This window comes from Streptomyces sp. RPA4-2 (genome assembly GCF_012273515.2).
Lineage (GTDB): Bacteria > Actinomycetota > Actinomycetes > Streptomycetales > Streptomycetaceae > Streptomyces > Streptomyces kaempferi.
This window is the reverse complement of sequence record NZ_CP050975.2, coordinates 831,925-858,141: the sequence shown is the minus strand read 5'-3', so window position 1 is coordinate 858,141 and position 26,217 is coordinate 831,925. Positions and strand designations below refer to the sequence as shown.

At 71.1% G+C, this 26,217-nt stretch carries 22 protein-coding genes and 1 riboswitch; of the genes, 13 read left to right on the top strand and 9 right to left on the bottom strand.

The features are described 5' to 3' along the window. Positions 1 to 213: 213 nt before the first annotated feature. On the bottom strand, positions 214 to 1,617 hold the full coding sequence (locus HEP85_RS03340) for a hypothetical protein (RefSeq protein WP_369657568.1): 1,404 nt from the start codon (positions 1,615 to 1,617) through the stop codon (positions 214 to 216). A gap of 239 nt (positions 1,618 to 1,856) precedes the next feature. Continuing rightward, positions 1,857 to 3,299, bottom strand: a complete 1,443-nt coding sequence (gene argG, locus HEP85_RS03335; protein ID WP_168526055.1) for an argininosuccinate synthase — start codon at positions 3,297 to 3,299, stop codon at positions 1,857 to 1,859. A gap of 203 nt (positions 3,300 to 3,502) precedes the next feature. Here argG and HEP85_RS03330 point away from each other — a divergent pair, with 203 nt between their 5' ends. The 6 genes from HEP85_RS03330 to HEP85_RS03305 all read left to right on the top strand — a co-directional run bounded on the left by HEP85_RS03330 (position 3,503) and on the right by HEP85_RS03305 (position 9,279). After that, complete coding sequence (locus HEP85_RS03330; RefSeq protein ID WP_168526053.1) at positions 3,503 to 4,150, top strand: HD domain-containing protein; 648 nt, start codon at positions 3,503 to 3,505, stop codon at positions 4,148 to 4,150. Continuing rightward, a complete protein-coding gene (locus HEP85_RS03325) occupies positions 4,138 to 5,154 on the top strand; it encodes a GlxA family transcriptional regulator (protein ID WP_211117811.1) in 1,017 nt (338 codons plus the stop codon). The genes HEP85_RS03330 and HEP85_RS03325 overlap by 13 nt, the downstream gene beginning before the upstream one ends. A 213-nt stretch (positions 5,155 to 5,367) precedes the next feature. Beyond that, positions 5,368 to 5,778, top strand: coding sequence for an ester cyclase (locus HEP85_RS03320; protein ID WP_168526051.1), 411 nt, complete (start codon positions 5,368 to 5,370; stop codon positions 5,776 to 5,778). Positions 5,779 to 5,927: 149 nt separating this feature from the next. After that, positions 5,928 to 7,625, top strand: coding sequence for a SpoIIE family protein phosphatase (locus tag HEP85_RS03315; protein WP_168526049.1), 1,698 nt, complete (start codon positions 5,928 to 5,930; stop codon positions 7,623 to 7,625). 266 nt (positions 7,626 to 7,891) lie between these two features. Then, a complete protein-coding gene (locus tag HEP85_RS03310; protein WP_329284949.1) occupies positions 7,892 to 8,671 on the top strand; it encodes a carbonic anhydrase in 780 nt (259 codons plus the stop codon). Positions 8,672 to 9,075: 404 nt separating this feature from the next. Continuing rightward, positions 9,076 to 9,279 carry a cold-shock protein gene (locus HEP85_RS03305; RefSeq protein WP_148009846.1) on the top strand — a complete coding sequence of 68 codons (204 nt, stop codon included), beginning with the start codon at positions 9,076 to 9,078 and terminating at the stop codon, positions 9,277 to 9,279. 571 nt (positions 9,280 to 9,850) lie between these two features. Here the strand turns inward: HEP85_RS03305 and HEP85_RS03300 are convergent. Next, positions 9,851 to 10,345 (bottom strand): PaaI family thioesterase, encoded by a 495-nt coding sequence (locus tag HEP85_RS03300; RefSeq protein WP_168526045.1) that lies wholly within the window; start codon positions 10,343 to 10,345, stop codon positions 9,851 to 9,853. A gap of 91 nt (positions 10,346 to 10,436) precedes the next feature. On the opposite strand from HEP85_RS03300, the gene HEP85_RS03295 reads away from it, so the two are divergent. Then, the gene (locus HEP85_RS03295) at positions 10,437 to 10,904 is read left to right on the top strand and encodes a helix-turn-helix domain-containing protein (protein ID WP_168526043.1); all 468 of its coding nucleotides are present in this window, start codon (positions 10,437 to 10,439) and stop codon (positions 10,902 to 10,904) included. 110 nt (positions 10,905 to 11,014) lie between these two features. On the opposite strand, the gene HEP85_RS03290 is transcribed toward HEP85_RS03295, so the two are convergent. Beyond that, positions 11,015 to 11,443 carry an ATP-binding protein gene (locus HEP85_RS03290; protein WP_168526041.1) on the bottom strand — a complete coding sequence of 143 codons (429 nt, stop codon included), beginning with the start codon at positions 11,441 to 11,443 and terminating at the stop codon, positions 11,015 to 11,017. Between the two features lie 272 nt (positions 11,444 to 11,715). Further along, positions 11,716 to 11,895, bottom strand: coding sequence for a DUF6480 family protein (locus tag HEP85_RS03285; protein WP_168526039.1), 180 nt, complete (start codon positions 11,893 to 11,895; stop codon positions 11,716 to 11,718). A gap of 117 nt (positions 11,896 to 12,012) precedes the next feature. Between HEP85_RS03285 and HEP85_RS03280 the strand changes: the two genes are divergently transcribed. From HEP85_RS03280 to HEP85_RS03270, 3 genes are read left to right on the top strand one after another with little or no spacing between them, the layout of a single operon-like run. Beyond that, positions 12,013 to 12,459, top strand: coding sequence for a MarR family winged helix-turn-helix transcriptional regulator (locus HEP85_RS03280; RefSeq protein ID WP_168526037.1), 447 nt, complete (start codon positions 12,013 to 12,015; stop codon positions 12,457 to 12,459). Continuing rightward, complete coding sequence (locus HEP85_RS03275; RefSeq protein ID WP_168526035.1) at positions 12,452 to 13,882, top strand: MFS transporter; 1,431 nt, start codon at positions 12,452 to 12,454, stop codon at positions 13,880 to 13,882. Before HEP85_RS03280 ends, HEP85_RS03275 begins: the two co-directional genes overlap by 8 nt. A gap of 43 nt (positions 13,883 to 13,925) precedes the next feature. After that, positions 13,926 to 14,483: a cysteine hydrolase gene (locus tag HEP85_RS03270; RefSeq protein WP_168526033.1), complete on the top strand. Its 558-nt coding sequence runs from the start codon at positions 13,926 to 13,928 to the stop codon at positions 14,481 to 14,483. 97 nt (positions 14,484 to 14,580) lie between these two features. Here the strand turns inward: HEP85_RS03270 and metE are convergent, their stop codons facing one another. The 4 genes from metE to HEP85_RS03250 form a co-directional block, all read right to left on the bottom strand. Then, positions 14,581 to 16,905, bottom strand: coding sequence for a 5-methyltetrahydropteroyltriglutamate--homocysteine S-methyltransferase (gene metE, locus HEP85_RS03265; RefSeq protein WP_168526031.1), 2,325 nt, complete (start codon positions 16,903 to 16,905; stop codon positions 14,581 to 14,583). Positions 16,906 to 17,067: 162 nt separating this feature from the next. Further along, a riboswitch (cobalamin riboswitch) is annotated at positions 17,068 to 17,289 on the bottom strand. A 180-nt stretch (positions 17,290 to 17,469) separates the two neighbouring features. After that, entirely contained in the window at positions 17,470 to 18,456 is a 987-nt protein-coding gene (gene meaB / locus HEP85_RS03260; RefSeq protein WP_168526029.1) for a methylmalonyl Co-A mutase-associated GTPase MeaB, read from the bottom strand. A 5-nt stretch (positions 18,457 to 18,461) separates the two neighbouring features. Then, on the bottom strand, positions 18,462 to 20,633 hold the full coding sequence (gene scpA / locus HEP85_RS03255; RefSeq protein ID WP_168526027.1) for a methylmalonyl-CoA mutase: 2,172 nt from the start codon (positions 20,631 to 20,633) through the stop codon (positions 18,462 to 18,464). Beyond that, positions 20,633 to 22,447 (bottom strand): methylmalonyl-CoA mutase subunit beta, encoded by a 1,815-nt coding sequence (locus HEP85_RS03250; RefSeq protein ID WP_168526025.1) that lies wholly within the window; start codon positions 22,445 to 22,447, stop codon positions 20,633 to 20,635. Before HEP85_RS03250 ends, scpA begins: the two co-directional genes overlap by 1 nt. A gap of 473 nt (positions 22,448 to 22,920) precedes the next feature. Between HEP85_RS03250 and HEP85_RS03245 the strand changes: the two genes are divergently transcribed. The 3 genes from HEP85_RS03245 to HEP85_RS03235 all read left to right on the top strand — a co-directional run bounded on the left by HEP85_RS03245 (position 22,921) and on the right by HEP85_RS03235 (position 26,217). Next, on the top strand, positions 22,921 to 23,235 hold the full coding sequence (locus tag HEP85_RS03245) for a DUF6400 family protein (protein ID WP_168526023.1): 315 nt from the start codon (positions 22,921 to 22,923) through the stop codon (positions 23,233 to 23,235). Then, positions 23,222 to 23,479, top strand: a complete 258-nt coding sequence (locus tag HEP85_RS03240; RefSeq protein WP_168526021.1) for a hypothetical protein — start codon at positions 23,222 to 23,224, stop codon at positions 23,477 to 23,479. The genes HEP85_RS03245 and HEP85_RS03240 overlap by 14 nt, the downstream gene beginning before the upstream one ends. A 350-nt stretch (positions 23,480 to 23,829) precedes the next feature. After that, a complete protein-coding gene (locus tag HEP85_RS03235; protein WP_168526019.1) occupies positions 23,830 to 26,217 on the top strand; it encodes an excinuclease ABC subunit UvrA in 2,388 nt (795 codons plus the stop codon).

Here is a 26,217-nt window from a genome sequence, read left to right as displayed (position 1 = left end):
CGAGTTGGGCGGGGTGGGGCGGGACGGTGCGGATGCCGGTCGCGGGGGAACGGGTGTCTGTGGACATGTGCGATCACCTTTGGGATGTGTGGCGGCCCGAAGAGGGCGCGGAGGACGGAGGCCGTGGCGGTGAATGGGCGCGGGAGGGGGTCCGCGGGGAGGGTCCCCGGGTCAGCGGAAGGTCGCGCGGCGCGGGTGCGGGCGGCCGGGGGCTTAAGCACGGCGACGGCCGGAGCGGATAGGACCAGGTCCGGTGCCGGGCCCGGGGTCCGTGTCCGGTTCGGCGCCGAGCAGGCCGGCTCTGTAGAGCCCGTACGTGATCCGCCGCCGCGCGGCCGACTCCAGTTCGTCCCGCAGGGCGCCCTCGCGCAGCAGTGCGTCGGGGCCGAGCAGGCCTTCGACGACGGCCAGCGCGCCGGCGGTGTCGCCGTGGTCCAGCCGCTCACGGACGCCGGTGAGGCAGTCCGGCCGGCGGTGGGCCACATCGATGGCGCGCAGGCAGGGGAGTGGGGTACCGGTCAGCGCGGCCAGCAGTTCTTCGCGGCGGATCTCGTCCGGGTCGTGGTCCAGTGGGGCCAGGGCCCCGTCGACCAGGCCGATCCGGTGCCGCGCTCCCCGGCACTCGACGAGGTGCGGTCGTCCTGGTCGGTCCACGGTCGGTGACGGGCGTACCGCGGAACGGTCCGGCGTTCCTGGTGCCAGTGCCGAGGCGACCAGCGGGTGCAGCCGGTCCCACTCGATCGCGCCGGCGCGGATCAGATCCAGGTCGGGCAGCACCCAGGTCGCCGCGTCCGGCAGGACCGGCAGCGTGGAGGTGTCGGCCCGCGTGGATGCCGGTGTGATCCGCAGCGCGGGCTGCCCGTCCCCGTCCCCGTCCGAGACCAGGTTCAGCACCATTCGGTGCCGGGCCCCGATCCGCACGGCGACGGCGTCGGCCGATCGCCCCTCGGCGCGGACCACGATCCCCGCCTCGGCCGCCCATCGGTCGACGGCGCACCGGTGCCCCTGCGGCACCCTCGCCAACGCCTCCGGAGGCACCGCGGGTGGGACGTCGGCGGGCAGTCGCTCGGCACCGGAACGGATCCGCAGTTCGTCCGTCCTGCGCGCGTCCCACAGATGGCGGTGGAGGTCGAGACGGAACCGCCGGTCGGGATGGGGGTGAGGGTGGCGACGGGCGCTGACGTCGGAGCAGGAGCCGTCCCAGAGCGCGAGGCTGATCCGCTGCCCGGCGTCCGCCCAGGCCGGCGGTGTCCGTGCGACAAGGTGCACCGGGCCCGTACCGTACCGCCCCGCCTCGTCGTACCGGGCCAGAGCGATGGTCAGCCCCGGACGCAGCAGGCCGTCGGGGGCGATCCTCGGCATGTGCCAGCGCAGCAGGTCGGGAGCGAGATGGCGGAGATCGGCCCGGATCCGGGCGGCGAGGTCCCGGCCGTGGGTGCGTGCCAGCGCACGCGGGCTGAAGTCGACGTCGATCCGCGCGGCGGCGCAGGCCCCCGCCCAGTCGCCCGCACAGCGGCGGGCGGTCGACGTCTCGATCATGGAGGGCGGCACGGCGAACTCGCGCACGCGCAGCCAGAGGGAAAGCCGGGGATCCCGGTTCGCGGTCCGAGTGAGCATCAGCACTCACCTTGCGCGGACGGGGCCCCCAATCTGTGAACAGAATGAGTCGTCATCGGCGGGATCGTAGCGTTCCTCGCCGTCGACGTGCCAGGGGATTTCGATGAGATCGCCAACCGGCGTGGTGGGCACCGTCGTTGTGCCGTCCCGCTGTGCGCGTCGGGAGGGACGGGGGGTGGCCCGTCCCTCCCGACGCGTCGCCTCCCAGGGGATGCTGAGGCCACGTCAGGCCGGGCAGGTCAGTCCGTGCCGAACTCCATCGCGGCGCGGTCCAGCATCTCGTCGTCCTCGGAGACCTCGCCGCGGGAGGCGATGGCCTCCGCGCCGCCTTCCGGCATGGTGCCGATCAGTCCGGTGGCGGCCGCCTGCGCGGCGCCGATGGCGGGGGAGGTGCCGATCAGGCCGAGCCCGGCGTACTGCTCCAGCTTGGCGCGAGAGTCGGCGATGTCGAGGTTGCGCATGGTGAGCTGGCCGATCCGGTCCACCGGGCCGAAGGCCGAGTCCTCGGTGCGCTCCATGGACAGCTTGTCCGGGTGATAGCTGAACGCGGGGCCTGTCGTGTCGAGGATCGAGTAGTCCTCGCCGCGCCGCAGTCGCAGGGTCACCTCGCCGGTGACGGCCGCGCCGACCCAGCGCTGCAGCGACTCACGCACCATCAGCGCCTGCGGGTCCAGCCAGCGGCCCTCGTACATCAGCCGGCCGAGGCGTCGACCCTCGTTGTGGTACTGGGCGACGGTGTCCTCGTTGTGGATCGCGTTGACCAGGCGCTCGTACGCCGCGTGCAGCAGGGCCATGCCGGGCGCCTCGTAGATGCCGCGGCTCTTGGCCTCGATGATCCGGTTCTCGATCTGGTCCGACATGCCGATGCCGTGCCGGCCGCCGATCGCGTTGGCCGCGATCACCAGTTCCACGGCGGAGGCGAACTTCTCGCCGTTGATCGTCACCGGGCGGCCCTGGTCGAAGCCGATCGTGACGTCCTCGGTGGCGATCTCGACCGAGGGGTCCCAGAACCGGACGCCCATGATCGGCTCCACGCTCTCCACACCGGTGTCGAGGTGCTCCAGGGTCTTGGCCTCGTGGGTGGCGCCCCAGATGTTGGCGTCGGTGGAGTACGCCTTCTCCGTGCTGTCGCGGTAGGGCAGGTCGTGGGCGAGGAGCCACTCCGACATTTCCTTGCGGCCGCCGAGCTCGGTCACGAAGTCCGCGTCCAGCCAGGGCTTGTAGATCCGCAGGTGCGGGTTGGCGAGCAGGCCGTACCGGTAGAAACGTTCGATGTCGTTGCCCTTGAACGTCGAGCCGTCGCCCCAGATCTGTACGTCGTCCTCGAGCATCGCCCGGACCAGAAGGGTGCCGGTGACGGCACGTCCGAGCGGGGTGGTGTTGAAGTAGGCGCGCCCGCCCGAGCGGATGTGGAACGCCCCGCTGGTGAGCGCCGCCAGGCCCTCCTCGACCAGTGCCGCGCGGCAGTCGACCAGGCGCGCGATCTCGGCACCGTAGGTCTTCGCGCGGCCGGGCACCGAGGCGATGTCGGGTTCGTCGTACTGGCCGATGTCGGCGGTGTAGGTGCACGGGATGGCTCCCTTGTCGCGCATCCACGCGACCGCGACCGAGGTGTCGAGACCGCCCGAGAAGGCGATGCCGACGCGCTCGTCGGCGGGAAGGGAGGTGAGGACCTTAGACATAGAAAGAGTATGCATTGAAACGCATGATCATGCAAAGCCCTCGGGGTAGGACCGGTGGTGGTGTCCCGGACACCGGTGTCCGGATCTGTGGGGCATATGGCTCCAGCGTCATGGCGGCTCCCTCGATCCGAGCGGAACCTTGAGGAGGAACACGGAAGATCCCCCGGCCAGGACCGGTGGACGGCAACAAGGAGGCGGATGTGATGTCGAGTCGTACAGACACAGCGGCAGGGGTGACGGTGCCCGACACGCGCCTGGCGCGCGAAGCCACCGCGCTGGTGCGCGACACCTCGACCGAACTCCTCTTCCACCACTCGCGCCGGGTGTTCTGGTTCGGGAGCCTTCAGGGGCGCAACCGGGATCTGAGCTTCGATCCCGAGCTGCTGTACATCGGGGCCATGTTCCACGACCTGGGACTCGGCGAGCGCTTCCACCACAGCGGCCGCCGGTTCGAGGTGGACAGCGCCGACGAGGCCCGCCGGTTCCTGCGCGCGCACGACGTACCCGAGGACAGCATCCGCAGGGTCTGGACCGCCATCGCCCTGCACACCACCCCCGGAGTGCCGCAGTTCATGGAACCCGAGGTCGCCCTGGTGACCGCGGGGGTCGAGTACGACGTCCTCGGCATCGGCTACGACGACGTCTCCGACGAGGACCGCGCGGCGATCACCGCCCTGCATCCCCGGCCCGACTTCAAGCGCCGCATCCTCGAGTCCTTCACCGAAGGCGTCCGGGACAAGCCGGAGACCACCTTCGGCAACGTCAAGGCCGACGTCCTCGCCCACTACGTCCCCGGGTTCGAGCGCGGAGACTTCGTCACCACCATCCTGGATTCGCCATGGCCCGAGTGAGGGCCGATCACCGTACGAGCAAGCGGAGTTCGCCCCACACGGTGGCGGTGCTCGCCTTCGACGGAGTGCAGCTGCTCGATGTAGCCGGTCCCGCCGAGGTGTTCACCAGCGCCAACGAGGACGGTGCCGACTACGACGTACGCATCGTGTCCGAGACCGGGGCGGGCATCCGTACCTCGTCCGGGGTGCGGCTCAGTGCCGACACGTCGGCGGCGGAACTGCCCGGGCGGCTCGGGACCCTCGTGGTGCCCGGCCGCCCGGACTGGCGGCGAGCGGTCGACGACCATCGTCTGGTGGACCTGGTCGCGGCGCTCTCCACGCGTTCGTCCCGCACGGCCTCGGTCTGCGCGGGCGCCTTCCTGCTGGCCGAGGCCGGGATTCTGGAGGGCCGCCGCGCCGCGACCCACTGGCGGCTCGCGGACGAACTCGCCGCGCGCTACCCCCGCGTGCGCGTCGAGGCCGATCCCGTGTTCGTCCAGGACGGTCCGGTCCTGACCTCGGCGGGCGTCACGACCGGCATCGATCTGGCGCTCGCGCTCGTCGAGGCGGATCACGGGGCGGACCTCGCACGCGCCGTCGCCCGGCAACTCGTGGTCTTCATGGCCCGGCCGGCCGGTCAGTCCCAGTTCAGTGCCCGGATGACGCCGCGCGGCTCCGGACATCCCGTGCTGCGCGGGGTCATGGACGCCATCGCGGCCGACCCGGCTCAGGCCCACCACATGGACGCCCTCGCGCTGCAGGCGGGCGTCAGCTCCCGGCATCTGAGCCGGCTCTTCCGCACGGAGGTCGGCATGACACCGGGGCGGTACGTGGAGTTGGTGCGCGTCGAAGCCGCGCAGGCGCTGCTCACGAGCGGCAACGATTCGGTGGACGCCGTCGCCGAGCGGTCCGGCTTCGGTTCCGCCGAATCCATGCGGCGCAGCTTCCAGCACATCATCGGTGTCGCACCCACCGTCTACCGCGCCCGTTTCCGGAGCACGGCGGAGCAGGGGACCCGCGGGTGAGTACGCCGCCGCCGTGTCCGCGCGGGGGCGGCGACGGACTCACGCCCCGGGGTTCTTCACGTCCGTGCCGCCCGAGGTGCGGAACGAGGTCCTCACCTCCGGCTCCAGCAGGCCACGCCAGTCCGCCAGACCTATCGTGGAGGGGAGGACCATGCGACCGCACACCCCGCACGTGTGCGCGCCCGAGACCACACCGACCTCAGGGAGCGCGTCATGCCGCGCAGCAGCAACTTCGCCGTCCTGGAGAACTTCGGATCAGCGGTGAACAGTGACCACCTCGGCGAGCTGGACGAGTACGTCGCGCCCGGCTCCGTGGACCACGACCCGGCCCCGGGCCAGGGCTCCGGACCCGAGGGCTACGAGGAGATGTTCGCCACGATGAGACAAGCCTTCCCCGATCTGCACATCGAGGTCGAGCACGTCATGGCCACCGACGACGAGATCGCCTTCGCGTACACCATCACGGGCACACACCTCGGTGAACTGATGGGGCACAGCGCGACGGGCAGGACGGTGAGTTACCGGGGCATGCAGATCAGCCGGTTCGCCGACGGGAAAATGGTCGAGCGCTGGGGCAGCAGCGACGAGCTCGGCATGCTGCGCCAGCTCGGTCTCACCCCGTGAGCACCGCGGGCGCTCCATGAGCGCACCTGCCTCAGGAGCGGGTGCACGGCGCCGAGTTCGGCTTCACGGTCCCCGCGTCCCGGTGATCACGGCAGTTGCTGGTTCGGCACCGTCGGGGCAGTGACCGGTCCGCTCACCGGGAGACAGCCATGACCACCGACGAGGGAGCCGCGGCCGGCCGCCCGGACGGGCTGTGGGGCGGGCGTGTCGAGACGGAGGGCATGGCGGCGGCGGTCATCGACGCGGACGGGTGCGTGGCGGGCTGGACGCTGGGCGCCCAACGACTGCTCGGTTACGCGGCCGAGGAGGTGATCGGCCGGCCGTTCGCGGACTTGCTGGCACCCACCGCCGCCGCCCAGCTGCGTCACCGCCGCGGGCACCGGCTGGAAGGGGAACTGCGCATCTCCCGTCTGGCCGCACGGGACGGCGCACCCCGATGGCTGGCCGCGTTCGACCCTCATCCCGACGCGCGCCGACGGCTCGCGAGCGACCGCCTCGCCCTGCTGAGCGAGGCCAGCACCCGGATCGGCACCACCCTCGACGTCATGCAGACCGGGCAGGAACTGGCCGACTTCGCCGTCCCGCGGCTGGCCGACTACGTCACCGTGGATCTGGCGGAGTCCGTCCCCCTCGGTGAGGAGCCCTTGGCGCGGCTGGGAAGGGACGCCGGACGCATCCCCGTCTTCCGCCGGGCGGGGGTGGCGTCGATCCACGAAGGCATCCCGGAGGCGTTGTGGGACCGCGGTGAGCCCGTCTTCGTCCCGCCGGCCTCGCCGTTCACCGAGGTGCTGACCACGGGGAGGTCCTACATCGAGCCGATGCTGCGGAAGTCCCTCGGCACCTGGCTGCGGTGCGATCCGCAGCGGTCGCGGGTCATCCGCAGGACCGACATGCACACGGTCATGATGGTGCCGATCCAGGCGAGGGGCGCCGCACTCGGTATCGCCGTCTTCGTGCGGACGGACAATCCCGCCCCGTTCGAGCAGGACGATCTGGTCCTCGCGGAGGAACTCGTCGAGCGTGCCGCGCTGAGCCTCGACAACGCCCACCGTTACACCCGCGAACACACCGCCGCCCTGGCCCTGCAGCGCAACCTCCTCCCGGCCCGCCTGTCCGGCGGACCAGCCCTGGAGGTGACCTCCCGCTATCTCCCCGCCGACCTCGACCACGGTGTGGGAGGCGACTGGTACGACGTGATAGCGCTGCCCCGCGACCGGGTGGCCCTGGTCGTCGGCGACGTGGTCGGGCACGGCATCCAGGCGGCGGCCGCGATGGGCAGGCTCCGCACCGCGTTGCGCACGCTCGCGGACCTGGATCTGCCGCCCGTCGAGCTTCTGACGAGCCTGGACCGCACGGTCGGCCGCCTGACGCAGGAGGACGCGGACTCCCCGGGCGCCACCGTCTCCGGCGTCGGCGCCACCTGTCTGTACGTCGTCTACGACCCGGCCGAACGGCACGTCGACATCGCCGCAGCCGGACACCTTCCACCCGTCGTCGTCGGCCCCACCGGCGTGGCGACCGTCACCGAGATTCCCCCCGGAGTCCCGATCGGCCTGGGTCTGGGGCACTTCGAATCCGTTCGCATCGAGATCCCCGACGGCAGTCTGATCGCCCTGTACACCGACGGACTGGTCGAATTCCCGACCGAGGACATCGAGTTGGGGATACGTCGCCTCGCCGCCGCCCTGGCCCACCCGAGGCTGCCCCTGGAAGAACTGTGCGACAGGGCTTTCGCCGCCCGCCGCACCCCCTCGCTGTCCGACGACACCACCTTGCTGCTGGCCCGGACAGGTCCCGCCGGCGCGCACCGACACCCTGATGACCGGGCCGCGCCGGACGACGCCTGATCGCGCGTTGCCGGTTGACGCTCGGAACCAGCCGGTCGGGCCGGCGACGAGCCGGATCGCGTCGGCGTGGCGGTGCGGTGCGTTCCGTGCGATCCGCGACATCGGCAGGGGGTGTCCGAGCCGCGGTCCGGCCCGGATGTGTGGGCCGTTGGTGGCAATGAGGTCATCGCCCGCTTGCGCCTGTCGCCGGGGTACGCGCGCCGCGCTGAACAATCGCCCTGGTCAAGACGCGCAGACGTGTCCGAGTGGCGGCGAGGGGAAAGACGATGGACAGAACAGGACGTCCGGAACGACCGGCACGCAGGGTGCTGCTGGCCGGCGGATTCGCGGTTGCGGCGGCCGCGGTCGCCGGGTGCTCCACCACGGAAGCCGTGGTGTCGGCGCCCGGGACTTCGCCGGCGGCCGGCACCGCGTCGGCGAGCGGCACGTCGCCGGCACCGCGGCCGAAGACGCCCGCCGCGGCCTTCGCGAGACTCATGGACGGGAACAAGCGCTGGGTGAGCGGACACCTCGAGCACCCCGACCGGGACCCCGACCGGCGAGAACTCGTCGCCCAGGAGCAGGTGCCCTTCGGGTCGGTGCTCTCGTGCATCGACTCCCGGGTGCCGCCCGAACTGCTCTTCGACACCGGACTGGGCGACCTCTACGTGATGCGCACGGGCGGGGAGGCGATCGGCCCGGTGGTCACCGGCTCGGTCGAATACGGACCCATGACGAGCGGCACTCCGCTCATCGTGGTCCTCGGACATCAGAGGTGCGGAGCGGTCGAGGCGGCGTACAAGTCGATTCGCGACAGCAAACCACTGCCGGGCAATCTGCAGGCGATCGTCGAGGCTCTGCGTCCGGCGTACGACCGGACGGCCCGGGAAGGCGGTTCCGACCCGGTCGAGACCATGGCCCGCGCCCAGGTGAAGCTGACCGCGGACGACCTGCGCACCAACAAGGACCTCGCGCCGCTCGTGGAGAAGGGTTCCCTCGCTGTGGTCGGCGCCTACTACTCGCTCGACACAGGCAAGGTGGAGGTCCTGACCGGCGCGCCCTCCTGAACCGCTCGGGCGGCGGTCGACCCGACGTGGATCGCCAGCAGAACGCGAACGCGCGCGGCCCGGCCCGGCCCGCTCACCCGGCCGGGCGTGCGGGAAGGGTGCCGGGTGGCCCGTGGCGCCCCGTGTGGACGCTCGTGCCCCCATCGTTCGGCCGTCACTCCCCGGTGTGAAACGGCCCGAACTGCGGGCTTTTGCTGCGCCGAGGTGGGGCGGCTCTCTTTCCTGATGGCCGTTGCTCTCTGGTGGTACGCGGATTCGCCGTGTAGCGTCGCTCGCAGATGTCGTGGTTCGCAGTACCTGCCCGCGCTCCGGTGCGGGCTTTTTGCTGTGCAGTGCCTGAGGACCAGGGCGATCACCTCCGGATCCGCGCGGTGCGGATCCGAAATCGACTGAGAGGCATTGACATGGCCACCGGAACCGTGAAGTGGTTCAACTCGGAAAAGGGCTTCGGCTTCATCGCGCAGGACGGCGGCGGCCCCGACGTCTTCGCGCACTACTCGAACATCAACTCGAGTGGCTTCCGTGAGCTTCAGGAAGGCCAGGCCGTCACGTTCGACGTGACCCAGGGCCAGAAGGGCCCGCAGGCCGAGAACATCACCCCCGCCTGACCTACGGCAGGGTGGCAAGCCCGTGCCTGCGGAGCGCAGACTCCGCAGGCACGGGCGGTCCCGGCGACGGGAGCTCGCGGGCGACGGCAGGACGAACGGCGCGACATGCGCCAGATCCGCTACAGAGCCCGGCCTGCCCGCTTGCGCACCGATTTCCGGGCGGGGCGAGCCGACTTCCGGGACATGGCGAAAGCGACCTCCTGGCCGCGGTGAACCGGCCACCGAGCCGCCGTCAACCGACCCGCGCGCCGCGGTGAACCGACCCGCGCGCCGTGATGAACCGGCCTCAGAGCCGCGGTGAACCGGCCTTCGAGCCGCACCAAAGCGACCTCCCGCGCGCTGGAGCGACGGCCGAAGCCGTGAACGAAACGACTCGCGCCAGATCTTGATGGCGTGGCCCGCGGCCACCCTGCACCTGGTCGCCCCCGGGTCGCGGGCATGGCGCGTCTCGCGCCCTGAGCGGAACCCCACGGCCGGGCGGTGCCGAGACCGCCCGCGAGGACCTCAGGACGACGACCTCGCCGTTTGTGGGGGCGCTACGGCGGCGACAGCCCCCGACGCGCCGTACGGTTCAGGCCGTCGGCGCCGGGAACAGCAGGCAGCTGCTGGTGGCGTGGGCGAGCAGCCGGTCGGCGGAGTCGTACAGCTCGGCCTGGGCCAGTGCCGTGCGGCGGCCGCCGTTCAGGACGGTGCCCACGGCGCGGACCTTGCCGGTGTCCACCGTGATCGGGCGCAGGAACTTCACGGTCAGGTCGAGCGAGGTGTAGGCCATGCCCTGCGGAAGCGTCGTCTGGACGGCGCACCCCGCCGCGGAGTCCAGCAGGGTCGCGTAGACCCCGCCGTGGACGCTGCCGATGGGGTTGTAGTGCTCCTCGCCGGGCTCCAGCGAGAAGACCGCATGCCCGTGTTCGACCTCTTCGAGCACGATTCCGATCGTGGCACCGATGGGAGGACCGGGCAGCCGGCCGGCGATCATCGCGCGCAGGAACTCGAGCCCGCTGGTCCGTCCGACCTCGGAGGCCGAGACCGAGGGGTCTTCCCACTCGTACGTACGTGACCGGCCCATGCCTGCGCTCCTCATCTGACTGCGTAAATCGAAGCTAGCCGGGGCCGCAGCTGACTGTCAATGGCGAAGCCAGCTCGCCTATGATGCGGGTATGGAGTGGCTCGAAGTGAGCACGGAGAACTGCACGGTCCAGCGCACACTCGACGTGGTGGGCGAGAAGTGGACACTGCTGATCCTGCGCGACGCCTTCAACGGCGTCCGACGATTCGACGACTTCCGCCGTCATGTGGGCCTTTCGGAGGCGGTGTTGGCCGGCCGACTCCGCAAGCTGATGGCGGCCGGGATCCTGCGGACCGAGCCGTACCGGGAAGCGGGCAGCCGTACGCGGTACGAATACCGCCTGACCCGCAAGGGCCGGGACCTGTGGCCCGTCCTGGTGGCGCTCAGGCAGTGGGGCGAGGCGTACGTCGCGGACCCAGAGGGCCCGGTTCTCGACATCCGGCACAGTGAGTGCGCGGCACCGGTGCGGGTCGTGGTGGAGTGCGCCGACGAACACGTCGCGCTCACCCCGGCGGACGTCACGGTCCTGCCCGGCCCGAGCGCGCGACCCCGTGCCTGAGTGAGGGATGTCGGTGCCGGGCGTGACCGAGGTCCGCCCGTCCCGACGACCCGTCACGCGCCGCCGTCCTTCGCGACCCTGGCGACGAGGAGAGCGGTACCTCCACAGGATCACGTGGCTCTCCCGGCGTCGCAGGCGAGATCGGCCCAGACCGTGTGCCCCTGCGGTGTCGGTTCGTCACCCCAGCGGCTGGAGAGCGCGTCGACGAGACACAGGCCCCTGCCGTTCTCGTCCATCGTGCAGGTGGGGTGTCCCCAACGAGAGCCTGAGACGCCACAGTTGAGGGTGTGGCCCGCGTCGGCGACCTCGATGTGCACGGTGGGGCCGTCATGGCGCGTACGCCGAAGGGTCACGGACACCCGGACGGGCGGCGCGCCGTGGCGCAGGGCGTTGGACAGCAGTTCGCTGAGCACGAGCACGGCGTCGTCGGCGAGCCCTTCGACGTGCCACTGACTGAGACAGCTGCGCACGTTCTGGCGTGCGGCGCTCGTGCCGAGGGCCGGGTCGCAGACGAAACCATCAGGTTCATCAGATGTCATGATGCGCATCCCTTGTGGGCCTCCAGCGGTTCTTCGCGCCAAGGGAGGAGCGGATGCCTCAGGGAGCGGCGTCACCCACGTGCGGCCGAGCCTCGCGAAGCCGGCCGCACCCGAGAACAACGGCAACACCCGAGATCGACCCGGGTGAGGGAATGGGCGGCGGAGCGGAAGCGAGGACGCCGTGTGCCCCGCGGGCCGGACGCGCGCACTCCGGAACCTGGAGCGCCCGCACCGCACGGAGCGCGCTCCACACGGAGCGGGTCCCGGTGACCTCAGTAGCCGATGATGCGAGCGGCGAAATAGGCCGCCACGATGATCGCCCCGATGACGATCAGGCCGAGCCACCACAGGGGGTGCTCCCAGATCCCGCCGTCCGGCCGTTCCTGATGTGCCTCGGCGATCGAACCCTCGACCGGAGGGGTTTCGCCCGGTGGCACCAATGGCTGTGACATGTTCCCACTCTCCACCTCCGGGGACGCCGCCGCATCTCAGCGCCCCGAGATGTGCAGCTGAAACTGTACAACTCAAGCTGCGGGTTCTACTGTGGAGCGCATGAAACGGTGCAACGCATGACGGAGACCCCGCGCCCGTCGCCCTCCGCGGTTCAGGCCTCGCGACAGGTCCGTACGGTCATCAGCCGCCTGCGCCGCCGCATCCTGAACGCCGCCGAAGCCGAGGACATCACTCTGGGACAGGCGTCCGTTCTCACGCACCTGTCCGGCAGGCCCGGCGTCACGGCCAGTGAGCTCGCCGCGGCCGAGGGCGTACGCCACCAGTCGATGACGACGACGATCGCGTCGCTGACCGCCTTGGGACTGGTGGAACGGCATCCCGACCCCGACGACCGGCGCCGTCTGCTGATCGCGCTGACCGAGGAGGGGCACCGACGGGTGGAGGAGGGGCGACAGGTCCGGCAGGAATGGCTTGCCGGCCGGCTGCAGGAGAGGTGCACGGAGGAGGAGCGACGGACCGTGATGGCCGCCATGACGGTACTGGAGCGCCTCACCCATGACTGAACAGAAGACAGGGGAACGGGGCACGACGGCGACGGCGGGCTTCGACCGGCGGCTGCTGCCGCCGATGATGCTGGGCTCCGTCCTGAACCCGGTCAACTCGACGATCATCGCCGTCTCGCTCATACCCATCGGCGACGCCTTGGGCGCACCACCCTCGCAGACCGCGTGGCTGGTCTCCGCCCTCTACCTGGCCACCGCTCTCGGGCAGCCCGTCGTCGGCCGGCTCATCGATGTCTTCGGGCCGCGCCGGCTCTTCCTCGTCAGCACGAGTCTTGTCGGGGTCGCCGGTGTCGTCGGCACCCTGGCACCGAACCTGGGGGTGCTGATCGCCTCGCGGGTCCTGCTCGGGTTCGGCACGTGTGCCGGGTATCCCGCCGCTATGGCTCTGCTGCGCAGCGAGGCCAGGCGCACCGGGCGGAACAGCCCCGGCGGGGTACTGACCGCCCTGGCCGTCACCAACCAGACCATCGCCGTGATCGGCCCGCTGCTGGGCGGCCTCCTGATCGGTCTGGGCGGCTGGCGCGCCACCTTCGCGCTCAACGTGCCGCTGGCCGTCGCGGCCGTGCTGCTGGGGCTGCTCCGGCTGCCCAAGGAGCCCGCTACTGAGGACTCCCCGCAGCGCGGGCACCTCGCGGCCCGGCTCGACCTGCCCGGCATGGCACTGTTCGCCGTGACGCTCATCGCGCTGCTGCTCTTCCTGATGAACCTGCACCTGCGCGACTGGTACCTGCTGGTGACCGCCATCGCCGCTAGCGCGGCGTTCGCAGCGCGGGAGCTACGGGCCCCCACCCCGTTCATCGACCTGCGGGTGCTGGGCGGCAACACCCCACTACTGGCGACCTACGGACGCGCGCTGGTCGCCTACATCGTCTCCTACGCCTTCCTCTACGGGTTCACCCAGTGGACGGAGGAGGGCTTCGGGCTCTCGCCCGTCCATGCCGGGCTGGCGCAGATCCCCATGTTCCTGGTGGCCATCGGTGTATCGATCGTCTCCGGACGGCGCACGGGCGTGCGCGGCAAGCTGCTCGTCGGCGGGCTGGGACAGGTCGTCGCCTGTCTGGTGATGCTGACACTCAGCGGGGACAGCCCCGTGTGGACGCTGATTCTCGTCGCCCTGATCTTCGGCGTCCCGCAGGGGCTGAACAGCCTGGCCCTGCAGAACTCCGTCTACTTCCAGGCCGATCCCGAGCGGACCGCCTCCTCGGCCGGCCTGCTGCGCACCTTCGCCTACGTCGGCTCGATGGTCGCGTCCTCCACGGCGGCCGCGTCCTTCGGGCGGCGCGCGGACACCGGCGGCATGCACCACCTCGCCTGGGTCATGCTCGGCGCGGGCGTGCTCTACCTCCTCCTGACGCTCTTCGACCGCACACTCGGCAGCGCCACGGACAGGGACACCTCGGCCGACGTGCCGCAGGCGTCATAGACCACCCCGCGACTTCCCGCACACCCGAACGAAAGCGCAGTCCATGCCCCGCACCGCCCTCCTCGCGATGGACCTCCAGCTCAACCACCTCGCCCAACTGCCCGCCGACTACCTCCCGCACGCCGTGGAGGCACTCGACACGGCGCGCGCCGCGGGCGTCCCCGTCATCCACGTGGCGCTCCGACTGCGCCCCGGCCACATCGACGCCCACCCCCGCAACAAGGTCTTCGGCTCCCTCCCGTCCCACGTCTTCACCGCCGACGACCCCGGTGCCGCCATCCACCCCGATGTGGCCCCCGCGGAGGGCGAGATCGTCGTCCACAAGAACCGCGTCAGCGCCTTCGCCGGGAACAACCTCCAGCAGATCCTGGCCGCCCAGGGCATCGAGCACCTGGTCCTGGCCGGCATCGGCACCGGCGGCGTCGTCCTGTCCACCGCCCTGCAGGCAGCCGACCTCGACTACAGGATCACCGTCCTGTCCGACGCCTGCGCCGACCTCAACACCGCACTGCACCACACCCTCGTGAACGACGTCCTCACCCGGCGGGGCGAGGTCACCACCGTCGAGGAGTGGGCCCACGCCCTCAACGCCGGTTCGTGAACGGGCTGGTGAGCCCAGCGCGCACCGGCGAAGGACCGCGGGCGCGGCGGACGGCCGGGGCGGACCGAGTGGGTGGTCCGCCCCGGCCACGCCGGTGTCAGGAGGCCGTCGGCTCCAGGCCGCTTCGGACTTCGCGGGCCGCCGTCACCAGGTTCTTCAATGCGGACCGCACTTCAGGCCAGCCGCGGGTCTTCAGGCCGCAGTCGGGGTTGACCCACAGCCGCTCGGCGGGAATGGCCTCGAGCCCCTCGCGCAGCAGTTCCGCGGCTTCATGGGCACTCGGTACGCGGGGTGAGTGGATGTCGTACACACCGGGTCCGGCCTCGCGCGGGTAGCCGTGGGCGGCGAGTTCGCGGGCGACCTGCATGTGGGAGCGGGCGGCCTCCAGGCTGATGACGTCGGCGTCGAGGTCGTCGATGGCCTGCACGATGTCACCGAACTCGGCGTAGCACATGTGGGTGTGGATCTGGGTGTCCGGGCGTACGCCGCTGGTGCTGAGCCGGAACGCCTCGGTGGCCCACTCCAGGTAGGCGGGTCGGTCGGCGGCGCGCAGGGGCAGTGTCTCGCGCAGTGCGGGTTCGTCGACCTGGATGACCGATGTACCCGCGCTCTCCAGGTCGTCGACCTCGTCGCGGAGGGCGAGTGCGACCTGGCGGGCGGTGTCGCCGAGGGGCTGGTCGTCGCGGACGAAGGACCAGGCGAGCATGGTGACCGGTCCCGTGAGCATGCCCTTGACCGGCTTGGTGGTGAGCGACTGGGCGTACGTGGTCCAGCGCACCGTCATCGGTTCGGGCCGTGAGATGTCGCCGGCCAGGATCGGCGGGCGGACGTAGCGGGTGCCGTACGACTGGACCCACCCGTGCTGTGTGGTGAGGTAACCCGTGAGCTGTTCGGCGAAGTACTGCACCATGTCGTTGCGTTCGGCCTCGCCGTGCACCAGGACGTCGATGCCGGCCTTCTCCTGGAAGGAGATCACCTCGCCGATCTCGGCCCTGATGAGTTCCTCGTACCCGGCGACGTCGATCCGGCCGGTCCGCAGATCGGCCCGTGCGGTGCGCAGTTCGGCGGTCTGCGGGAAGGACCCGATGGTGGTGGTCGGCAGGAGGGGGAGGCCCAGGTGCGCGCGCTGGGCGGTGGCCCGCTCGGCGTACGGCTGGGAGCGACGGGCATCGGTGTCCGTGACGGCGGTGGTGCGGCCGCGGACCGCCGGGTCGTGGGTGATCGCGGAGGCCGCCCGGGAGGCGAGGTCGGCCCGGTTCGCGGCCAGTTCGGCGGCGATGGTGTCGGTGCCCCGGGCGAGGCCCTCGGCGAGGGTGGCGATCTCGGTCGTCTTCTGGCGGGCGAAGGCGAGCCAGTGCAGGATCTGCGGGTCGATGTCCCGTTCGGCGGACGCGTCGAGCGGTACGTGCAGGAGCGAGCAGGAGGCGGAGACGTCCACCCGGTCGGCGAGCCCGAGCAGGGTGCCGAGTGTGCCGAGGGACCTCTCCAGGTTGTTGACCCAGATGTTGCGGCCGTCGACCACGCCGGCCACCAGACGCTTTCCGGGCAGTCCGCCGACAGCGGCCAGGGCGTCGAGGTTGGCGGCGGCCGCGCCGGTGAAGTCCAGCGCGAGGCCGTCCACCGGGGCCTTGGCCAGTACGGGCAGGGCGTCGCCGAGGCGGTCGAAGTACGAGGCGAGCAGCAGCTTCGGCCGGTCGGTCAGCGCGCCGAGGCCGCGGTAGGCGCGCGCGGCGGCGTTGAGTTCGGCGGGGGTGCGGTCCTGGACCAGAGCGGGCTCGTCGAGCTGCACCCAGTCGGCTCCCGCCGCGCGGAGGTCGGCGAGCACCTCGGCGTAGACGGGCAGCAGCCGGTCCAGCAGGGTCAGCGGTTCGAAGTCCGCGGCGACACCGGGCGCCGGCTTGGCCAGCAGGAGATAGGTGACCGGACCGACGAGGACGGGCCGGGCCGCGTGACCGAGGGCGATCGCCTCCCTGAGCTGCCCGACCTGGTGTGCGGAGTCGGTCCTGAACACCGTGTCCGGACCCAACTCCGGTACCAGGTAGTGGTAGTTGGTGTCGAACCACTTGGTCATCTCCAGCGGCGCCACGTCCTGGGTGCCGCGCGCCATCGCGAAGTACCCGTCGAGCGGGTCGGCTTCGACGGCCTTGCGGTGCCGCTCGGGGACGGCGCCGACCATGACACTGGTGTCGAGGACGTGGTCGTAGTACGAGAAGTCGCCGGTCGGCACCTCGTGGATGCCGGATTCCGCCAGGTGCCGCCAGTTCGACCGGCGCAGACCGGCGGCGGTCTCCCGGAGGGCGTCGGCGGTGGTCCGGCCCTTCCAGTAGCCCTCGATCGCCTTCTTCAGCTCACGGTCGGGACCTTGGCGGGGGTAGCCGTACACGGTGGCTCGTGCTGCCGCGGCTGCGGGCTTGGCTGTCACGGAAATCTCCTTCGCGAGATGTCTCGTCGGGATCCCGACGACGGGACGCGAACGCGAAGGGGTGACGAACCGGGCGGAATCCGCCCGCGCCACGAGGCGCGGTCGACCGCCGGTATGTACGCCGACCCGCCCACGAGGTCACCGGGATGTCCGCGCGCGAACGGTCGCGTGCGGGCAACGGGCAGGTCTTCGGACTCGCGGGCGCGGCTTCCCCGAAGGGCATCCACCTACTGGCCGTCGCTTCCCGGACCCGGTCGGGCCCAGTGCGTATGACGGCGTTCGTTCCCACTCACCGCTGCGGGGCAGTCCCGGATTCCCACCGGGTTCCCTCTTACGACGCATCCCGCCTGGCGGACGGGGCGAACCAGCTGCACAGGCCACCCTAGGGGGCGACACGGTCCCGTGGCGTGAGCGGCTCACATCGCGGACGGTGACATGGGACACCGTCCGCGGTCGCCCACGGCTCGGCGGCGCGTGTTCCAGGGGCGGCGCGGGCAGGCACCGTGTCCGTCGCGCCAACACGGTGCCGCGTCCCGTCGTGGACGGGCGGAGTGCCCTGACGCGTCAGCCTTCCGCGCCGCCGAACACGCCCAGGATGCGTTCCGCCGCCAGCGTGGCCGTCAACTCCCCGTCCCGCACCTGCTGTTCGAGGGCGGGCGTGAGGGCTCGTACCGCCGGATCCGCGTGCAGCCGGCCGAGGAGCTCGTCGCGGACCATCGTCCAGGTCCAGTCGACCTGCTGGTCGCGGCGCTTGGCGGCGAGGCGGCCGGTCGAGTCGAGCAGGACGCGGTGCTGTTCGAGGCGCTCCCAGACGGCTTCCAGGCCGGTCGACTCGCGGGCGCTGCAACTCAGCACGGGGGGAGTCCAGGCCGCGTCCACCGGATGCATCAGACGAAGGGCGCCCGCCAACTCCCGTGCCGCGGAACGCGCGTCCCGCTCGTGCGGGCCGTCCGCCTTGTTGACGGTGATCACGTCCGCGAGCTCCAGGACCCCCTTCTTGATGCCTTGCAACTGGTCGCCGGTGCGGGCCAGCGTGAGCAGCAGGAAGGAGTCGACCATGTTCGCCACCGCGGTCTCCGACTGGCCGACACCCACCGTCTCCACCAGGATCACGTCGTAGCCCGCCGCCTCCATCACCACCATCGACTCCCGTGTCGCCTTCGCCACGCCGCCGAGGGTGCCGGCGGTGGGGGAGGGGCGTACGAAAGCGGCGGGGTCCACCGCCAGGCGCTCCATACGGGTCTTGTCACCCAGGATCGAACCGCCCGTACGGGTCGACGAGGGGTCGACGGCGAGCACCGCGACCCGGTGCCCGAGCGAGGTGAGCATTGTGCCGAGCGCGTCGATGAAGGTCGACTTGCCCACACCCGGCACCCCGGTGATGCCGATGCGCCGGGCGTTGCCGCCGTGGGGCAGCAACTGGGTCAGCAGCGCCTGCCCGAGGGACCGGTGATCGGCCCGGGTGGACTCGACGAGAGTGATGGCCCGCGCGATGTACGCACGCTTCCCGTCGAGTACGCCCTTCACATAGGAGTCGAGGTCGATCGCCATGGGCCTCAGCCGTGTCCGAGACCGGTGGCCAGCCGTTCCACCAGGTCGTGCGCCGCGTCCGGGATCACCGTTCCCGGCGGGAAGACGGCCGCCGCGCCCATCTCCAGCAGGGTCGGCACGTCCTGCGGCGGAATCACCCCGCCCACCACGATCATGATGTCCTCGCGTCCCTCCTCCGCCAGTTGCTCCCGCAGCGCCGGGACCAGGGTGAGGTGCCCGGCGGCCAGCGAGGACACCCCGACGATGTGCACGTCGGCCTCGACGGCCTGCCGTGCCACCTCGGCCGGGGTCTGGAACAGCGGGCCGACGTCCACGTCGAAGCCGAGGTCGGCGAAGGCCGTGGCGATGACCTTCTGCCCGCGGTCATGGCCGTCCTGGCCCATCTTGGCCACCAGGATGCGCGGCCGGCGGCCCTCGGACTCCTCGAAGGCGTCCACCCGGGTGCGGGTGCGCTCGACGGACGGCGACTCGCCTGCTTCGTTGCGGTACACACCCGAGATCGTACGGATCTGGCTCGCGTGCCGCCCGTACACCTTCTCCAGAGCGTCGGAGATCTCACCGACGGTGGCCTTGGCGCGGGCCGCGTTCACCGCCAGCTCCAGCAGGTTGCCGGTGCCCCCGGCGGCCGCCGTCAGCGCACGCAGCGACTCCTGGCACGCGGACTCGTCGCGCTCCGCGCGCAGCCGGCGCAGCTTCTCGATCTGCTGGGTCCGTACGGAGGAGTTGTCGACCTTGAGGACATCGATCTGTTCGTCGGTGTCGACCCGGTACTTGTTGACGCCGATGACCGGCTGACGGCCCGAGTCGATCCGGGCCTGGGTGCGGGCCGCGGCCTCCTCCACGCGCAGCTTCGGGATGCCCGCGTCGATGGCCTGCGCCATGCCGCCGGCCGCCTCGACCTCCTCGATGTGCTGCCAGGCCCGGCGTGCCAGGTCGTACGTCAGCTTCTCCACGTAGGCGCTGCCGCCCCACGGGTCGATCACCCGCGTCGTGCCCGACTCCTGCTGGATCAGCAACTGGGTATTGCGGGCGATCCGCGCCGAGAAGTCGGTGGGCAGGGCGAGCGCCTCGTCCAGGGCGTTGGTGTGCAGCGACTGCGTGTGGCCCTGGGTGGCGGCCATCGCCTCCACACACGTACGCGTCACGTTGTTGAACACGTCCTGCGCGGTCAGCGACCACCCCGAGGTCTGCGAATGCGTGCGCAGGGAGAGGGACTTGGCGTTCTTCGGGTCGAACTGCTTGACCAGCCTGGCCCACAGCAGCCGGGCGGCCCGCATCTTGGCGATCTCCATGAAGAAGTTCATGCCGATCGCCCAGAAGAACGACAGCCGGGGAGCGAACGCGTCCACGTCCAGCCCGGCCTCCTGCCCGGCCCGCAGGTACTCCACGCCGTCCGCGAGGGTGTAGGCCAGCTCCAGGTCGGCCGTCGCACCCGCCTCCTGGATGTGGTACCCGGAGATGGAGATGGAGTTGTACCGCGGCATCCGCTGGGAGGTGAAGGCGAAGATGTCGGAGATGATCCGCATCGACGGCTTCGGCGGATAGATGTAGGTGTTGCGGACCATGAACTCCTTGAGGATGTCGTTCTGGATGGTCCCGGCCAGCTTCTCGGGCGGAACGCCCTGCTCCTCGGCGGCCACGATGTACAGCGCGAGCACGGGCAGCACCGCGCCGTTCATCGTCATCGACACCGTCATCTTGTCCAGCGGGATGCCGTCGAAGAGCTGCCGCATGTCGTAGATCGAGTCGATGGCGACGCCCGCCATGCCGACGTCACCGGTCACCCGGGGATGGTCGCTGTCGTAACCGCGGTGGGTCGGCAGGTCGAAGGCGACGGACAGACCCTTCTGACCGGCCGCCAGATTGCGCCGGTAGAAGGCGTTGGACTCCTCGGCGGTGGAGAAGCCGGCGTACTGGCGGATCGTCCAGGGCTGGTTGACGTACATCGTCGGGTACGGGCCGCGCAGATACGGCGCGATGCCCGGGTAGGTGCCCAGGAAGTCCAGGCCCTCCAGGTCACGGCCCGTGTACAAGGGCTTGACGGCGATGGCCTCGGGCGTCTCCCAGAGCAGGTCGTCGCCTCCGGACGCCCCCTTGACGGCGGCGCGCCACTCGTCGGCGCCGCCCTCGGCGGTGGGCGTCCCCAGTTCGATCCCGGAGAAGTCGGGGATTCCCATCAGGACACTCCCATGCGGTCGAGGGTGGTGGAGAGGACGTCGACGGCGTCGCAGCCCGCGAACACGTACGCGTCGACATCGGTGTACTGCCCGGGGCGCCCGGCGAGGAACACATGCCGTGCGCCCGCGGACCTGAGCATCTCGACCGCCGCTTCGGCCTGCTCCTCGTACAGCGTGTCGCTGGAACACAGGCAGACCTCGGTGGCACCGCCGGCGCGGAACGCCTCGGCGGTGGCCTCCCCGGTGACCGGCTCGATGCCGCCCGCCTGGAAGAGGTTCGAGGCGAAGGTCGCCCGAGCGGTGTGGGCGGCGGCGGGGCCCAGGGTGGCCAGGAAGATCCGCGGCCGGGCGCCGCTGGCCGCGAGATGGGCGTCGGAGCGGGCGCGCAGCGTCTCGTACGCCTCGTCGCGCCGTACGCGTGGGAGGCCTCCGGACGGCGGCTCGGGCGTGGGTGCGCGCTCCACCAGACGCTCCGCGAGGTGCGGGAACTCGCTGACACCGGTGATGGGTTCGCGCCGCTTGGCGAGCTTCGCGCTGCGCGCGGCCCAGGTCTTCGCCAGGTCCTCGCCGACCCGGCCGGAGCGCAGCGCGGCCGCCTGGCCGCCCGACCGCTCGATCTGCTGGAAGAACTCCCAGCCCGCGTGGGCGAGTTCGTCGGTGAGCCGCTCCACGTACCAGGAACCGCCCGCCGGGTCGATCACCCGGGCCAGATGCGACTCCTCGACCAGGATCGTCGAGGTGTTGCGGGCGATGCGCCGCGCGAACGCGTCCGGCACACCGAGCGCGTCGTCGAAGGGGAGCACGGTGACCGCGTCTGCGCCGCCGACTCCGGCGGCCAGCGTGGCGACCGTCGTGCGCAGCATGTTCACCCACGGGTCGCGGCGCGACATCATCACCGGTGAGGTCACCGCGTGCTGGAGCTGCGCGCCGGGGGCCCCGCAGACCTCGGCGACCCGCGCCCAGAGCCTGCGTGCGGCCCGCAGCTTGGCGATGGTCAGGAACTGGTCGGCGGTGGCCGCGTAGCGGAACTCCAGCTGGCCGGAGGCGAGTTCGACGGGTACCCCCGCCGCGGTCAGCTCCCGCAGATAGGCGACGCCGGTGGCGAGTGAGCAGCCCAGTTCCTGCGCGGCGGAGCCGCCGGCCTCGTGGTACGGCAGCGCGTCCACGGTGAGCGCCCGCAGGCCCGGGTACTCCGCGGCACAGCGCCGCGCGAGTTCCGTCACCGGCGCGAAGCCGGCCGCCTTCCCCGTACGGGCCTCATGACCCAACGGGTCGGCGCCGAGATTGCCGCGTACGTCCCCCGCCGCCACGCCGCGCTTCTCGTACAGCGCCAGCAACTCCTGTGCCGCGGACTCGGTTTCGTGCCCCGCGTCCAGGACCACCGGCGCCAGGTCGAGGTAGACGCCGTCCAGCACGCGCGGGAGCGACGACACCGGAATGCCGCTCTCGCCGACGAGCAGCCAGAGCGAGGTGACGCCGTTCTCCAGATCGGCGAGTACCGCGCCGTCCAAGACCGCCCCGTGCCGCTGCCGTACGTCCCAGCCGCCGGTGGTGTTCCCCTCGGCACGGCCTCCGCGTACGAAGGGAGCGAAGCCGGGGAAGCCGGGATCGGGTGCGGAATCGAGCGCGGTGTACAGGGGGCGGGTCGTGAGCCCGTCCTCCACCGTGGTGGACAGGGCGTCTTCGGCCGCTGAGCCCGAGACTTCCTTCCCCGACTTGCGCAGTACGCCTTCGACGAGGCGCTGCCACTGCTCATGAGTCGCGTCAGGAAACTCGGCGGCCAGCGAAAACTCGTCGTCAGGCAGGACCGTCATGCTCGGATGCTAGGGCAGACCCACAAACGGGCAGCAGAGGGCGCGGCTGTGACCTAGCACTCTTCTCATATCTTTTGGTCGTTCGGCCGGTTCCTTATCACGAGAGCACGTCCGCGTCGGACAATGCCGGGTGCCGCAGGGCCTGGAGGACGCCGGGTACCGTGCGGCCCGCCCGCCGGAACGCGGTCCGCGTCCGGCCCCGGGATAGGAAGAAGGCGAGCCCCGCGGCGTTCTGACGGCCGGTCAGCGGGGGTCCCGGTCCACGACGACGCCGGGTCACAGTGCGTCGAGCGGCCCGGTCCCGGCGGCGCCACGGGGGAGCGGGCGGCGACCGCCGCCGTTCCGGGCGCCGCGCTGCTCGCCGGCGGACCGTCGCCGTGGGTGACGAGGAGTGCCGCCGGCGTCGCTGACCTGCTGTGACATCCCCCACCCCCTCTTGCCGCAGGAAGGAAGGCAATCCTAAGTTCTGTGTCATGGCTTCACATAACCCCCCACTTCCGCACGGCCCGGACGAGGCCGCCGGCCGGCCCACGCCCGAAGCCGGACGATCCCAGAACCCCGAGCTGGTGGACTTCGCCGTCGACCTCACTTCGCAGGAGGTGCTCCGGCAGGCACACGTCCTGGACGCGCTCGGCGCCGACTGGAGCCCGGTGGAGGCGCTGCGCGGCGAGGAGGCGGCGTACGACCTCCTGTACTCCGGTCTCGACGAGGAGCAGCGACGGGTCTACGACGAACTCGTCGCTGCCGGTGTGCTGCCCCGGCGAGGCGACGGCCATGCTGCCGCTTGACCCGCAGGCGGACCCCGGGCGCCGCGCCTGGGTGGCCTGTCCGAACTGCGACGACAGCCGCGGGTGCGAGCCGTGCGAGCAGCGGCGCACCTGCTCCGAGCACTGGCGCTATTTGCTGACCAACACCGGCAGCCTGCTGCACCTGCAGTGCCCGTCGTGCACGCATGTCTGGGTGCACGAGAGCGGCTTCGGCGCCACGCGGTCCCTGTGGAACCGCGTCACCGGCGGCGGCCCGCGGGACTGACCGCCGGCCCCGGTGTACCGGTCGGCCGCCCGCACGGTCCGTCGCAGGACCCGCCGGGCAGCGCGTGCTTCCCCCCGGCAACCGGATCGATCAGGAATCGAGAAGCCCGGACCCGCGAGCCACGGCTAGCGTGACGGTCATGGGCGCCACCCCGCGCACGGGCTTCCTCCGGCACGACGCATCGGCCGAGGGCGGCCCGGACGCCCCGGCGACACCCCGCGCGGCCGGGATCCGGGGCCCACGGGCCGGAGCGGAAGCGAACCGGACGTAGCAGCCGAAGGTGGTTAGATCGAGCCGGGCGACGCCGACCGGGACCGTGAGCGCGGCCCCGCGCGACAGATGGAGACACGATGAGCAAGGTCACGAGGACGGGCACGCAGCCGCCTGCGCCGCACGGTGCCGACAGCCACGACCTGATCCGCGTGCTCGGCGCGCGCGTGAACAACCTCAAGGACGTCAGCGTCGAGATCCCCAAGCGGCGCCTGACCGTGTTCACCGGGGTCTCCGGCTCGGGCAAGAGCTCTCTGGTGTTCGGCACGATCGCCGCGGAGTCGCAGCGGCTGATCAACGAGACCTACAGCTCCTTCGTGCAGGGCTTCATGCCCACGCTGGCGCGGCCCGAGGTCGACGTACTCGAGGGCCTGACCACCGCGATCATCGTGGACCAGCAGCGCATGGGTGCCGACCCGCGCTCCACGGTCGGCACCGCCACCGACGCCAACGCGATGCTGCGCATCCTCTTCAGCCGGCTCGGGCAGCCCCACATCGGCTCGCCGGGCGCGTTCGCGTTCAACGTGCCCTCGGTCCGGGCGAGCGGCGCGATCACCGTGGAGCGGGGTGCGAAGAAGGCGGTGAAGGCGACCTTCAACCGGCTCGGCGGCATGTGCCCACGCTGCGAGGGCCGGGGCACGGTCACCGACATCGACCTGTCCCAGCTGTACGACGACAGCAAGTCGCTCGACGAGGGCGCCCTCACGATCCCCGGCTACAGCATGGACGGCTGGTACGGCCGCATCTTCAAGGGCTGCGGCTTCTTCGACCCGGACAAGCCGATCCGCAAGTACACCAAGAAGGAGCTCCACGACCTCCTCCACAAGGAACCGACCAAGATCAAGGTCGACGGGATCAACCTGACGTACGAGGGACTGATCCCGAAGATCCAGAAGTCGATGCTCTCCAAGGACGTCGACGCCCTCCAGCCGCACGTCCGCGCGTTCGTGGAGCGCGCGATGACGTTCACCGTCTGCCCCGAGTGCGACGGCACCCGGCTCAGCGAGGCGGCCCGCTCGTCGAAGATCGCCGGGATCAGCATCGCCGACGCCTGCGCGATGCAGATCAGCGACCTGGCCGAGTGGGTACGAGGTGTGGACGAACCGTCCGTCGCGCCGCTGCTGGCGGCGCTGGGGCACACCCTCGACTCGTTCGCCGAGATCGGCCTCGGCTACCTCTCGCTGGAACGGCCCTCGGGCACCCTGTCGGGCGGCGAGGCACAGCGCGTCAAGATGATCCGCCACCTCGGCTCCTCGCTCACCGACGTCACGTACGTCTTCGACGAGCCCACCACAGGCCTGCATCCGCATGACATCCAGCGCATGAACGGCCTGCTGCTGCGCCTGCGGGACAAGGGCAACACGGTGCTCGTCGTGGAGCACAAGCCGGAGGTGATCGCGATCGCCGACCACGTCGTCGACCTCGGCCCCGGCGCCGGCACGGCGGGCGGCACCCTCTGCTTCGAGGGCACCGTCGAGGGCCTGCGGTCGGGCGGCACCATCACCGGCCGCCATTTCGACGACCGGGCCTCGGTCAAGGAGACGGTGCGCAAGCCCACCGGGACGCTCGAGATCCGTGGCGCGACGACGCACAACCTGCGGGACGTCGACGTCGACATCCCGCTCGGGGTGCTCACCGTCGTCACGGGCGTCGCTGGCTCCGGCAAGAGCTCGCTCGTGCACGGATCGATCCCCGCCGGCGAGGGTGTGGTGTCGGTCGACCAGAGCGCGATCCGCGGCTCGCGACGCAGCAACCCGGCGACGTACACCGGACTGCTCGACCCGATCCGCAAGGCGTTCGCCAAGGCCAACGGCGTGAAGCCGGCCCTGTTCAGCGCCAACTCCGAGGGCGCCTGCCCCACTTGCAACGGGGCCGGCGTCATCTACACCGACCTGGCGATGATGGCCGGTGTCACCTCCACCTGCGAGGAGTGCGAGGGCAAGCGGTTCGACATGTCGGTGCTGGAGTACCACCTCGGTGGCCGGGACATCAGCGAGGTCCTCGCGATGTCGGTGACCGAGGCACAGGAGTTCTTCGGCTCCGGCGAGGCGAGCACGCCGGCCGCGCACCGCGTCCTCGGCCGCCTCGCCGACGTCGGGCTCGGCTATCTCAGCCTGGGCCAGCCCCTCACCACCCTGTCCGGCGGTGAACGGCAGCGGCTCAAACTGGCCACGCACATGGCCGACAAGGGCGGTGTGTACGTCCTCGACGAGCCGACCGCAGGCCTTCACCTCGCCGACGTCGAGCAGTTGCTCGGCCTGCTCGACCGACTCGTGGACTCCGGCAAGTCGGTCATCGTCGTCGAGCACCACCAGGCGGTCATGGCGCACGCCGACTGGATCATCGACCTCGGTCCCGGCGCCGGTCACGACGGCGGCCTCGTCGTCTTCGAGGGCACCCCCGCCGATCTGATCGCCGCCCGCTCCACCGTCACGGGCGAGCACCTCGCGGCCTACGTCGGCAGCTGA